The 12505-nt window shown below is 26.8% G+C and carries 11 protein-coding genes; 4 read left to right on the top strand and 7 right to left on the bottom strand.

Annotation, left to right across the window (positions count from 1 at the left end):
• Nucleotides 1–187: 187 nt before the first annotated feature.
• Nucleotides 188–2260: a glycoside hydrolase family 3 C-terminal domain-containing protein gene (locus ACPKM0_RS12890; RefSeq protein ID WP_472476557.1), complete on the top strand. Its 2073-nt coding sequence runs from the start codon at nt 188–190 to the stop codon at nt 2258–2260.
• Nucleotides 2261–2383: 123 nt separating this feature from the next.
• Here ACPKM0_RS12890 and ACPKM0_RS12895 read toward each other — a convergent pair whose 3' ends face one another.
• The 7 genes from ACPKM0_RS12895 to ACPKM0_RS12925 form a co-directional block, all read right to left on the bottom strand.
• The gene (locus ACPKM0_RS12895) at nt 2384–3358 is read right to left on the bottom strand and encodes a lipoate--protein ligase (RefSeq protein ID WP_472476559.1); all 975 of its coding nucleotides are present in this window, start codon (nt 3356–3358) and stop codon (nt 2384–2386) included.
• Nucleotides 3359–3424: 66 nt separating this feature from the next.
• A complete protein-coding gene (gene lpdA / locus ACPKM0_RS12900; RefSeq protein WP_472476561.1) occupies nt 3425–5344 on the bottom strand; it encodes a dihydrolipoyl dehydrogenase in 1920 nt (639 codons plus the stop codon).
• Between the two features lie 93 nt (nt 5345–5437).
• On the bottom strand, nt 5438–5878 hold the full coding sequence (locus tag ACPKM0_RS12905) for an OsmC family protein (RefSeq protein WP_472476563.1): 441 nt from the start codon (nt 5876–5878) through the stop codon (nt 5438–5440).
• Between the two features lie 368 nt (nt 5879–6246).
• A complete protein-coding gene (locus ACPKM0_RS12910; protein ID WP_472476565.1) occupies nt 6247–6732 on the bottom strand; it encodes a hypothetical protein in 486 nt (161 codons plus the stop codon).
• Between the two features lie 21 nt (nt 6733–6753).
• Nucleotides 6754–7341 carry a P13 family porin gene (locus ACPKM0_RS12915; RefSeq protein ID WP_472476567.1) on the bottom strand — a complete coding sequence of 196 codons (588 nt, stop codon included), beginning with the start codon at nt 7339–7341 and terminating at the stop codon, nt 6754–6756.
• Between the two features lie 591 nt (nt 7342–7932).
• Nucleotides 7933–8349 carry a TrmO family methyltransferase domain-containing protein gene (locus tag ACPKM0_RS12920; RefSeq protein WP_472476569.1) on the bottom strand — a complete coding sequence of 139 codons (417 nt, stop codon included), beginning with the start codon at nt 8347–8349 and terminating at the stop codon, nt 7933–7935.
• Between the two features lie 88 nt (nt 8350–8437).
• Nucleotides 8438–9025, bottom strand: coding sequence for a hypothetical protein (locus ACPKM0_RS12925; protein ID WP_472476571.1), 588 nt, complete (start codon nt 9023–9025; stop codon nt 8438–8440).
• 218 nt (nt 9026–9243) lie between these two features.
• On the opposite strand from ACPKM0_RS12925, the gene ACPKM0_RS12930 reads away from it, so the two are divergent.
• The 3 genes from ACPKM0_RS12930 to ACPKM0_RS12940 all read left to right on the top strand — a co-directional run.
• Nucleotides 9244–9687 (top strand): MarR family winged helix-turn-helix transcriptional regulator, encoded by a 444-nt coding sequence (locus ACPKM0_RS12930; RefSeq protein WP_472476573.1) that lies wholly within the window; start codon nt 9244–9246, stop codon nt 9685–9687.
• Entirely contained in the window at nt 9680–11041 is a 1362-nt protein-coding gene (locus ACPKM0_RS12935) for an MATE family efflux transporter (protein ID WP_472476574.1), read from the top strand. Before ACPKM0_RS12930 ends, ACPKM0_RS12935 begins: the two co-directional genes overlap by 8 nt.
• Nucleotides 11042–11625: 584 nt before the next feature.
• The coding region (locus ACPKM0_RS12940; protein WP_472476576.1) for a nucleoside-diphosphate sugar epimerase/dehydratase at nt 11626–12505 on the top strand (880 nt) is incomplete at its 3' end.

Raw genomic sequence — 12505 nt, forward strand, 5'->3', positions numbered from 1 at the left:
ATAATTCATCGGATGTTTAAAGAATAATGGAATATTTTCTTGTTCATAAATTATTCTATTCTAAAATATTGTTGTAAATAGTTAATTTTGTATCAATAATGTCTATAATATGTATGGATATTTATTATTAATATGTTTAAATCAATAATAATAATATAAAATAATAGAATAATTATTGGAGAAAAACATGAGAGATAGAGAATGGGCAATAGAAAAAGCTAAAGAATTAGTTTCTAAAATGAGTTTAGAAGAAAAAGCATCTCAAATGAGATATGATGCACCTTCAATTAATCATCTAGATGTTAAAGAATATAATTGGTGGAATGAAGGATTACATGGTGTTGCAAGAGCAGGTGTTGCTACAATGTTTCCTCAAGCTATTGGACTAGCTGCTACATTTGATACTGAATTAATAAAAGAAATAGCTTCTGCTATAGCAGATGAAGCTAGAGCAAAATATAATATGGCTCAAAAATTAGGTGACTATGGAATATATAAAGGCTTAACTCTATGGTCTCCAAATGTAAATATTTTTAGAGATCCAAGATGGGGAAGAGGTCATGAAACTTATGGGGAAGATCCTTTTTTATCATCTGAGATTGGATGCTCTTATGTTGATGGGCTTCAAGGAGATGGTAAGTTTATAAAAGCTGCAGCTTGTGCAAAGCATTTTGCTGTGCACAGTGGGCCTGAAAATGATAGGCATCATTTTGATGCAATAGCTTCTAAAGAAGATATGGAAAAAACTTATTTACCTGCATTTAAAGCACTAGTCACTAAAAGTGAAGTAGAAGGTGTTATGGGTGCATATAATAGAGTAAACGGTGAACCAAGTTGTGCAAGTGAAACTCTTCAAGATTATTTGAGAAATAAATGGGGATTTAGTGGATATTTTGTCTCAGACTGTTGGGCTATAAGAGATTTTCATCAAAATCATAAAATTACAGAAACACCTGCAGATTCAGTTGCTTTAGCAGTTAAAAATGGTTGTGATATAAATTGTGGTTGTGCTTATACTTATATTTTAGAAGCAATAGAAAAAGGGAAAATATGTGAAGAAGATCTCGATAAATGTTTAGTTAGAATATTTACAACAAGATATCTTTTAGGGATGAATCAAAAAACTGAATTTGATGACATTTCTTATGATGTAATTGAGTGTCAAAAGCACCTTAATCTAGCTCATAAAGCAGCAGTAGAAAGTGTTGTTTTATTAAAAAATGATGGTATTTTACCTTTAAATAAAGATCAAATAAACTCAATAGCAGTAATTGGACCTAATGCAAATAGTAGGGATTCTTTAATTGGTAATTATCATGGTACTTCTTCTAGATATATAACAATGCTAGAGGCAATACAAGATGAAGTAGAAGATACTTCAATTAAGATAAGATATTCTGAAGGCTGTCATTTATACAAAGATAAAGTAGAAGATCAATCTAGTTATACAAAAGATAGGTTTAGTGAAGCCCTTTGTGTAGCAAATATGAGTGATTTGACAATTATTTGTTTAGGACTTGATGAAACCCTTGAAGGAGAAGAGGGGGATGAAGGAAATAGTTTTGCATCAGGGGATAAAAAAGACTTAAAGCTACCTGGTCTTCAAAACGAATTAATCGAAGAAATATCTAAGCTAAATAAACCATATATAGTAGTCCTTTTAGCAGGAAGTTCAATTGATTTATCATATCCTAAGAAAAGTGCAAATTCTGTATTAGTTGGTTGGTATCCAGGATCTCGTGGAGGTAAAGCAATTTCAGATATTATATTTGGAAATGAAATTCCTTCAGCTAAACTACCTATTACTTTCTATAAATCCGCTGATAAGCTACCTGATTTTAGTGATTATTCAATGAAAGGCAGAACCTATAGGTATGATAAAAGTGATAATATACTATATCCATTTGGATATGGCCTAACTTATTATGATATAGATATAAATAAAACCGGTATTAATTTAAAGAGAGATAAAATTTATATAGATATTGAAGTTGAAAATTCTAATACAGAAGTTGCTAAAGATATTCTTCAAGTATATTTGATAGATGAAAAGAGTGATGAAATATCACATCTTTGTGCATTTAAAAAGATTGAATTAAATCCTAGTGAGATAAAAACGGAACAATTAATTATCAATATTGAAGATCATCCAATTTTTATTGAAAATATTAAAGATTATACTTTCTCAATAGGGTTCTCACAAGTTGGAAATTTAAGTGAAGAGTTAAATAAAAAAAGTAATTTATATGTTAAATTATAATAAATAGGATTTTTACTTGGTTTATATAAAGCAAATTTATTTATTATAGTTTTCAATTTTTATGCGCATTATCGTCTAAAACTATAGATAAAAAATGAAAAAAGATTATTCACTTATTTATTTTTATTTAAATAAGTGAATAAATTCATCAATTGTAACATTTTTTAAATAAGAGTTAAGATTTATATCTTTTAATTTATTTTTAATAATATCAAGTTGATATTTTGTGTTGTTTAACTTAGTAGCTAATTCATTTATATCTCTAATATCTAAGAAATCACCACTAAATTTACAATCTGCAATAATACCATTTTTAATATTAAAATTAATTCTTACAGTACCACAAGAAAATTTCATCTCATTAGAATAATCTGAATTTGGAGAGCTTCCATAAACCCATTCATAGGTAGAATATTTTTGAGTTTCTAAATTTTTGATTTTTTTCTCGATATCACCATCTATAATTATTTCTGATGCTTCATTATCACAATAAACTTCAATTATCTTTTTTTCTAATAATTCAATATTTATTTCTTTATCTGTTAAATCACATAAATTTGCTACTCTTGATTTTACACTCTTTATACCTTTTGATTTTAATTTTTGCTTAGATACATTTAATACGCTTGAAAGTGTAGATAAATTTGAATCAATTAATAAAGTGCCGTGATGTAGAACACGATTATTAGAAATCATTTGGGCATTTCCTGATATTTTATAACCATTTACTAAAATATCATTTCTTCCTTGAATTTCTGCATTTATTTCAAAAGTTTTTAAAGCTTGAATAACAGGTTTTAAGAATGAGGCATAATCATAAAATTCACCTTCTTTTGTATTTATTATTACAGAGAAGTTGAGGTTCCCTAAATCATGATAAACAGCACCTCCACCAGTACCACGTCTTACAACATTTATATTTTTTTCAATTACCTTATCTTGATTTATTTCTTCAAAAGTATTTTGATTTTTTCCAACTACAATAGTGTTATCATTTTGCCATAAATAGAGTATTGAATCTTGAAAATCTCTAAAAAAGATTTCTTCAAGAGCTAAATTGTAATATGGGCTATGTGATTTACTGATATAATATTTCATAATTTAAATAGGGGACAATGAAGCCCCCATGTATTTCCTTTTATTGTTAAATATAGTTTATTAGTTTTAAACTACTTTTGCAACAATACTATTAACTTCAACTTCTTTTCCAACTTCAGCAATAAGCTCTACAATTTCACAATCTCTTGGTAATGTGATTTCTCCACTAACTTTGTTAGCTTCAACAGAACAAAGAACATCACCTTTTTTCATTTTGTCACCAACATTTGCTTTCCAAGAGGCTATAGTACCTTTACTCATTAAATTATTAAGTTTAGGCATTTTAATTTCATTATCGATTGCTTTTGCTTCAAGAGCTGATTGAATAACACAAATTAATGTACCAACATCAACTGTTTCGTTATTTTGGTCTTTAATTTCAATTATTTTACCATCAACTGGAGCTGTAATTTCACCATTAACTTTGTTAGCTTCAACAGAGCAAAGAACATCACCTTTTTTTACATGTTGACCTAGCTCTACATTCCAATTACAAACTCTACCTTTAGTCATTAATGAATTTAATTTAGGAAGTCTAACTTTACCTGGATCTACTTTCTTTTCACTACTTGAAATAAAAGCACATTTTGGTGCAGCGTGGATAGATTTATTATCTACATCTAAAACAGCTTCACTGAATGTTTCAATTAATGTTGGGTGAGCATGAATTGTATTATTTATTTGTTTGATTGTAAGACCTGCTGTCATAGCAGTTGATGCTTCATGAATTAAATCAGATGCATGAGGACCACAAATGTTAACGCCTAGAATTTTATTATCTTTACCTGCAATTACTTTGATTAGTCCTTCTGTTTCGCCTAAGGTCATAGCTTTACCATTAGATGCAAATTTAAATTTACCAACTTTGTAGTCAAGTTTTCTATTTTGTGCTTGTTCTTCACTAATTCCACAAGTTGCTATTTCAGGATATGCAAATACACAATCAGGAACAGGAGTCATTGGTTTTGGGAAAGTATGTTTAATAATAGATTCTACAAGTTTTTCCCCATGTGCACTTGCAACGTGAGCTAGCATTTGTTTACCAATAACATCACCAATAGCATAAATCCCAGGAACATTAGTTTTATAGTTATCATCAACTTTTACAAAACCTGCTGAATCGACCATAACTCCAGCGTTTTCTAGATTCAAGCCAACAGTATTAGCTTTTCTTCCAGCTGAAAGAAGAATTTCATCTACTTCAGTAATAACCTCTTCTTCTGTTTTTAAATCTTTAGATATAATAGCAATACCATTATCAGTTTTTTCAAATCTTTGTGGAAGAACTCCTTCTACCATATGAATGCCTTGATTCTTAAATGATTTCATAAACTCATAAACAGTTTCTTTATCGAGTTTTCTCATTACTCTATCATATTTTACAACTACATATACATCGCTACCAAAAGAGTTAAAAATATTAGCAAATTCTGTACCAACAGTTCCAGCTCCAATAACTCCAAGTCTTCTTGGGATATGATCAATTTCTAATAATTCATCAGTTGTAATAACACCATTTAAATCACTTCCAGGTAGAGCTAATTTTTTAGGAGATGAACCTGTTGCTATTATTATACTAGGTGCACTTAGAATTTCTTCTCCACCTGCATTTAGAGTAACTTTAACATTTTTTTTATCAATAAAAGATCCTAATCCTTCATAATAATCAACATTATTTTCACTTAAAAGAGTAATAACACCATCTCTTAGTTGCTTTACGATACCATTCTTTCTTTTTTGAATTGCACTAATGTTTGCTTTAGCAGCAGTTCCATCTAAGCCAAAACTAGCTAATTCTCTACTTTCTCTTAAAACTTCAGCTGATTTATATAATGCTTTTGTTGGGATACAACCTCTATTTAAGCAAGTTCCACCTGCTTCTCTATTTTCAATTACAGCAACTTTTGCACCTAGTTGTGCTGCTCTAATTGCAGCAACATAACCACCAGGGCCAGCACCTATAAATAATAATTCATAGCTTTTCATATATTTATCTCTTATTATTGTTATTACGTGACAATAGTATCATCATCTGATGATACTATTGGTTTTAAAGTTTGTTGGTTATTTATTAATTTATTAGTCAATAACTACAGCTGTTCTAGTACAACTAACACCATTAACTAAATTATCTTCAACAGGACAACTATTTGCCATAATTTCAGCAAATTGTTCGCATTTTTCTTGAGTTTCATCAGTTTTGAAATGAACTTTAAAACGAATATCTTGGAAACCATTTCTGATATCTGGATTACCCATGAACCCCTCTGGATCAAAATCGCCTTCAACTTCTAAATAACATTCTTCAAATTTGAAGTTTTGTGATTCAGCAAAAGCTGTAGCAACGATTACTTGGCAAGAACCTAATGCACATAATAGAGCTTCAATAGGATTCATACCTTTATTTGTTCCACCTAATTCTTCAGGTTCATCCATGATTAATTTGAAACCACGTGCATCATTTTCTACTACTAGTCCACCATTAACTTTTCTTGAAGTTGCTTTAACTGTTTGTAACATTTTTATTGTTCCTTTTGTATTATTAAATATAGTTTTAGGAAAGTTTCATACAACTAACTTTCAATAGAGGTTATAACATTTTTAAATTTATTTAGTCAATACTTTTTTATCTAAAAATGAATGTAGCATTCAAAAAAGATAATATATTTGAATGTTTTAAATATGAATTTGTTATAATTTAACAAAAAATATGACAAATTTGTATGTTTTTGAACTTTTTTCTATTTGATATAATTGTATTTGTAAATCATTTTACAAAACGAAATAAATATCATAATGTACTATATTAAAAAAATTAACATGGTCTATTTGAGATCATGTTAATTAAGTTCTATAAAAAAATCATATTAAATAATTATTGATTGAAATTACACTAATTTAGTTAAATAAGGTATCCATTCATTAGGGATGTCATCTAAATTCATTATTGAAATATTATTTGAAGTTTTTTCTTCAGTTAAATCATAATAAATAGATGTATCTAAACTCCACATAGCTCCAGTACTAGGGTCAATAATTAACATACCAATTAACCCTCCTGCTAAAATATTTCCCCAATACCAACCATCTAAGTGGTTTTCAATGGTATAAATTGATTCTTCATATCCTTCTTTAGAGAATGTAATAGTATAATTTTCTTTTTTAAAAAAACCATTGCTAGCATCTAGTTTTACAAGAGCAGGAGTTGTACCTTTATAAACAACAATATTGCTTGAGTTTCTAATGACGATATTTGCTTCTGTTGGGCTACTTGAAATAGTTACTGGATATGAACTATCACTAAGAATTGAAGCACAACTTGAAAGTGTAATTGATAATATTAATGTTAATAATATAAGTTTTGTTTTTTTCATTTTTTTTCCTATTTGTAATAATTATAATTTAATTTTATATGATAAAGACAATTCTAAATCGTCATATTCAGTAATATCTGGTTCAACAGAAAAGGCCATTAATGTTTGTGTTAATTTTTGATTATAAGATTTGGCATAATTAAAAGGTCTAATTAATTCATATATCCTTGTTGCTAAATATCCTATTGAACCTAAAACTAATAGCGTAGATCCCTCACTGCCAGTATAACTCGAGTCATAAATACTACTTAACGCTTGAGCATACCCTATATATATTGCAGTTAAAGATAATAGATCACATGCAAGTGCAGTATTTCCCCCAGTTTTATCACCTTGAATATAAGATCCTACACCAAACCCTACTAAAAAGTTGATTAAAAATGGTATAGTAGTTGATTGCTTATTGGATTCGTATAACATGTTTTTTTCCATAGGTGAGAAATCTATAGTTAGTTTTGAGATATTTGCTAATTCAGACTCTTCAACATTATCAAGACTGGATAATAACATACTAGCTTTATAGAAATCTTGTGATGTACTATCCTCAGCAACAACAGTTTCTAAAGGTATTATTAGTACCAATATAAAAAAAATAATATTTTTCTTCATAATTTCTCCTAAATTTTGAATAATTGAAATATGACAGAATAAAATATGTATGTCAACAAACAGTAAATATTTTATATATGAAACTAAAATGTGGAAAATAATATACTAATAATATAATAAACTTATTAGAATGTATTTGTTATTAAAATAAATTATACTAATATAATATTAAAATATTGTGTCTATTAAAATTTTTTTGCTTATATTTATAAAAAATGATATGCGCCTATCTAGGATAATTTTACAAAGTTAAAGGACTTCTTTTTATGATTTACTACTAAATGAGAATAGGTTGTTTAATTAAAGAGAAGTTGCTTTAACTGTTTGTAACATTATTATTGTTCCTTTTGTATTATTAAATATAGTTTTAGGAAAGTTTCATACAACTAACTTTCAATAGAGATTATAACAATTTTAAATTTATTTAGTCAATACTTTTTTATCTAAAAATGAACGTAACATTCAAAAAAGATAATATATTTGAACGTTTTAAAGATTAATTTGTTAGATTTTGACAAAAAGCATGACAAGTTTGTATGTTTTTGAACTTTTTATAATTAAGGTGAATAAAGGTTAATTTTTTATTTTATCTTAGATTTGTTTATCTTTTGAATACTCAAAATATGGTTTTATATCAATTATAGGAGTTTTATCAAACATATCTGAACTTTCAATAGTAATAGTATCATCAGTTATATCTAATATTTTAGAGGTAGTAATTCCTAAATGATTAGGTCTATTAGGAGATCTACTTGAGAATATTCCAAGTGGTTTTTTAGAAAATCTAGTAGGGGAAACTAAATTATAATTATTAGATTGATTGAAATAAAAAATAATAGTAATTACCATGTTAGGTTTTAAATCTTTAATACCAATTTTATATTTTTCAACCATTTTTATTTTAGCTTTACTATGTTTTATTTTACCATTTTGATCTAACTTATAATATGAATTATCTAAATTAGATACTACAAAAGCAATAGGTTCTATTTCAAATTTACAACACATTTTTAATATCCTTTTTCTAAAAAAAATCATAATATTTTTCTTATTTATATTATAAAGTTGTTTTTTATCAATAACTGTTAGTGAGCATTTATAATAGTATTCTAATATTTATTTTATATGCCATAAATATAATATCGAATATTGCATCATTGATATCTATTATTTCATTCCAACCTTCAGTTTCAGATGGATCAAACCATTCAGTTTTTTTATTCTCAAGACAAATTAATGGTAAATTAAAACTAAATGAAACAAAACCTTTTTCAATTCCTTTATTTTTAAGTAAATAACCTAATTCCCCGTAAGGACCAACACTAAAACAAGTATAGTGAGTATTTTCATTTGAAAAATCAAATTGCATAAAAACATCTGAGCCTAAACCTAAATTTAAAAATAGTGAATTATATTCAATTATTTTATAATTTATTGTTCCATGGAAACAGTATGTCTCAAAATAATCATGTAGATTAGCATTAGTAAAGTTATCTCTATTTCTAAGTATAGAAAATAAAGGATAAGAAGCTGTAGCCTTAATATTAAAATTATTAGTTGTTTGAGTTAGAGAGAGTCCTACATCATTATAGTTGATATCTATTCCACCACTATAGGTTGTTTTAGCAAATATAGAAAGTTCAAATGCTACTAGCATAAAAGATAATAAAAATAACTTTTTCATAAACCTAGATTAATATGATTATATCAATTAGTCAAATTAACATCATTTGTATTATCAATATTAAAAAATGGTTTTATTGAGTTTTAATAGCAATTTCTTGAACTAAAAAATAATATAATTCATTTTTTATAATTGACATTAATAATAATTACAGATAATTTAGCTAACAGTGTTAGCTAAAATTGATAAAAAGGTTTGTTTATTAAAGGAAGTTAAAATTGTATAAAGAATTAGCAAAAGAATTAGTTAAATATCAATTTGTTCTATTAAGAAAAGAAGGATCTAATAGAGGCAATATTGATTTATTGAGAGGAACTAAAAGAGTAATTGGTTACTTAACAGAAGTAAAAGATGGGGTAACGCCTACTGAATTAAGTGAGTTTATGTCAGTCTCTAGTGCTAGGATTGCATCAATACTAAATAAATTAGAAGAACAAGAGATTATTATTAGAGTAAATAATAAAGAAGATAAGAGAAAGAAAATTGTATATTTGAGTGAAAAGGGGAGACAAGTCGGATTATCTTATCAAGAAAAATATATAAATGAAACAGTAGAACTTTTAAAAGCACTTGGAGAGAGTGATGCTAAAGAGCATGTAAGAATCATAAAGAAAATATATTTTCTTTATATAAATAATGAAAGGGAAAAAGTAAATGGATAAGAATAGAATAGATTTGTTAGAAAATGCACCAGTAAAAAGTGCAATAATAAAATTAGCACTACCTACAATGCTTGCTATGGCAATGCAAATGATATATAACCTAACAGATACTTATTTCATAGGTCAGACAGGAAATTTAAACTTAGTTGCTGCTATTAGTTTAGCAAGTCCATTAATTATGATGTTTCAAGCAGCTGGTAACATTTTTGCAAGTGGTACTTCTTGTTATATTTCACAAAGATTAGGAGCTAAAGATTATATAGAAGCAAAAAGGTCTAACTCTGTAGCTTTTTACTCATCAATAATAGTAGCCCTCGTATTTACTTTATTTTTCTTAATTTTTGAAGATAATATATTAAATATTATTGGAACTTCAAAAGATACAATTGGCCCAACTTCTCGCTATTTAGATGTAATGACTTATTTATGCATATTCCCAATTTTAAACGTTACATTAGCAGGTCTTATCAGAAGTGAAGGCGCTACTGATAAAGCTATGAAAGGAATGATTATAGGGATTGTATTAAATATAATATTAGATCCAATCTTTATTTTAGGTTTAAATATGGAATCAGCTGGAGCTGCATGGGCAACAATTATCGGAAATATTGTAAGTGTATTATATTTTTTTGCTCATTTTATGAGAAAGAATACTTATCTTTCAATTAAATTAAGTGATTTTAAACCAAGTAGAAAAATATATAGTGAAACTTTTAAAATTGGTATACCTGCAGCCCTTTCAAGTATAGTAATGAGCATTTCCTTTATTTTAGTTAATGTAATAGCTGTAACCTATGGTGATTATGTTGTCGCAGGTAATGGAATTCAATTGAGAGTTAATTCAATGGTAATTATGCTTATTATAGGATTAGCACAAGGGTATCAACCATTTGCAGGATATTGCTATGGTGCACAAAAGTATAAAAGGCTAAAAGATGGTTTTAAAACTACCTTAATATATGGAACACTTTTATCATTATTTTTTACATTCATATTTTACTTCTTTGGTGAAAATTTAATTAGAATGTTTATAGATGAAGAGAATACAGTAAAAGCTGGTACAACAATATTAAGAGCATTTACTTGGTGTGTGCCTTTCTTTGGTATACAATTTACAGTAATGGTAACTTTCCAAGCGACAGGTAAAGCAATAAAAGCAATGTTTTTATCATTAGGAAGACAGTGTATTATATATATTCCTCTTCTTTTTATCCTAAATTCGTTATTTGGTTTTAATGGTTTTATTTTTGCACAACCTATTGCTGATATAAGTACAACGTTAATTGCTCTAATTTTAAGTATTTCATTTATGAAAGAATTGAATGAATTAGAAAAAGGAAAAATAGTTTATTAGAGATAATTGTTTGATTTTAATTGGTATAGGATAATTTTGTTATGATTTTTGTTGATTTTATATTTATTAGTTACCTTTAATTTTAGACATAATTATAAATTTTGTGTAATATATATTTGTTAGGATTAAAACTTTAAAATTTAGCAAAAAAAAGTGTAACACTTTGTTAATTGTTTTGTTAGAATGATTGCAAGAATAATAAAATTAGTTTAGTATTCTTTATGAATTTTAAAAGGGATTTATAATGATTTAAGGTAAAGTAGGAGAGACTTTCCTAAAATTTTCAATATAATTTGTATAATAAAGAGGTTGTCTGTAGGCATATTTTCGTGCCGCTTTAAATTAACATATCCCCATATTTTATTGATTTCAAATTATTAATATACGCTGATAAGTCGCGGTAATAGTAATTGAATAAAAGTGTGCTTAAAAAATACAGAAAATAGTCTGTATTGTTTTTTTGCGCCTAAAAATCAGTTACACCAACCTATTAATATATGAAAATCATATAATATAAAATTCAAAAAATAAATATTGAAGTATATAACTTCATATAAAATATACAATTGGAACATATAAACTATATGAATATAAAAAAAATGAAATTAGTTGGTTTTGTCTTAGGCGATTTAATAGCATTTTATTTTTCTTTAATTATAACCTTGTTTTTAGTTAATGGTAAAATAGAAGGTATTACTAGTATTGCTTATTTATTATTTATAGCACAGATTTTATGTTTTTATATATTTAAAGTTTATAAAGTAAGATTAGTAGATAGTTCACTAGAGTTAGCTGTTAGAGGAATGTCACTTGCAGTTGGATCAATTATAGGTTTTATACTTATATTTAATACCCATTTATTTGAAGTAACAACATTTAGAATATTTATAAGCTATACTGTATTATCTTACTTTTTTACAATGGGATACAGAGTACTTTATAGATTTGCTATAAACCATAGAAATATTAGATTATATAATGGAAATAATACACTTAATGATTGTAGAAAAAGAGCAATAGTATTTGGTGCTGGTGAAATTGGTAAAACATTAGCTAGACAATCAATAAGTGGTAAACTTCCTTATAATGTACTTGGTTTTATTGATGATGAATCAATAAAACATGATACATTAATATTAAATAAACCTGTGTATGGTAATTTAGAAAAACTAGAAGATACACTTATTAATACACATGCTAAAACATTAATAATTGGTATAACTCAGCTTTCAGCTGAGAAGATGCAACAAGCAGTTGCTATAGCTAATGGATTATCAATTGAACTAAAGATAGTTCCATCCCTTTTTGAATTAGAAAACAGTAATAAAAGAACATTAGATTTAAGAAATATAGATTATAAAGACTTATTAGGTAGAAAACTTATTGAAATAGATAAAGAACCTATAAGAGAAATGATAGAAAATAAAGTAGTACTAGTAACAGGTGCTTGTGGATCTATTGGAA

The sequence above is a fragment of the Pleomorphochaeta sp. genome, from assembly GCF_050031695.1.
In the GTDB taxonomy this organism is placed as follows: Bacteria; Spirochaetota; Spirochaetia; order Sphaerochaetales; family Sphaerochaetaceae; genus Pleomorphochaeta.

What these genes read in the sequence shown, in the direction of transcription:
- ACPKM0_RS12890 (WP_472476557.1), top strand. Translation starts at nt 188, where the DNA reads ATGAGAGATAGAGAATGGGCAATAGAAAAAGCTAAAGAATTAGTTTCT.
- ACPKM0_RS12895 (WP_472476559.1), bottom strand. Translation starts at nt 3,358, where the DNA reads ATGAAATATTATATCAGTAAATCACATAGCCCATATTACAATTTAGCT.
- lpdA (WP_472476561.1), bottom strand. Translation starts at nt 5,344, where the DNA reads ATGAAAAGCTATGAATTATTATTTATAGGTGCTGGCCCTGGTGGTTAT.
- ACPKM0_RS12905 (WP_472476563.1), bottom strand. Translation starts at nt 5,878, where the DNA reads ATGTTACAAACAGTTAAAGCAACTTCAAGAAAAGTTAATGGTGGACTA.
- ACPKM0_RS12910 (WP_472476565.1), bottom strand. Translation starts at nt 6,732, where the DNA reads ATGAAAAAAACAAAACTTATATTATTAACATTAATATTATCAATTACA.
- ACPKM0_RS12915 (WP_472476567.1), bottom strand. Translation starts at nt 7,341, where the DNA reads ATGAAGAAAAATATTATTTTTTTTATATTGGTACTAATAATACCTTTA.
- ACPKM0_RS12920 (WP_472476569.1), bottom strand. Translation starts at nt 8,349, where the DNA reads ATGTGTTGTAAATTTGAAATAGAACCTATTGCTTTTGTAGTATCTAAT.
- ACPKM0_RS12925 (WP_472476571.1), bottom strand. Translation starts at nt 9,025, where the DNA reads ATGAAAAAGTTATTTTTATTATCTTTTATGCTAGTAGCATTTGAACTT.
- ACPKM0_RS12935 (WP_472476574.1), top strand. Translation starts at nt 9,680, where the DNA reads ATGGATAAGAATAGAATAGATTTGTTAGAAAATGCACCAGTAAAAAGT.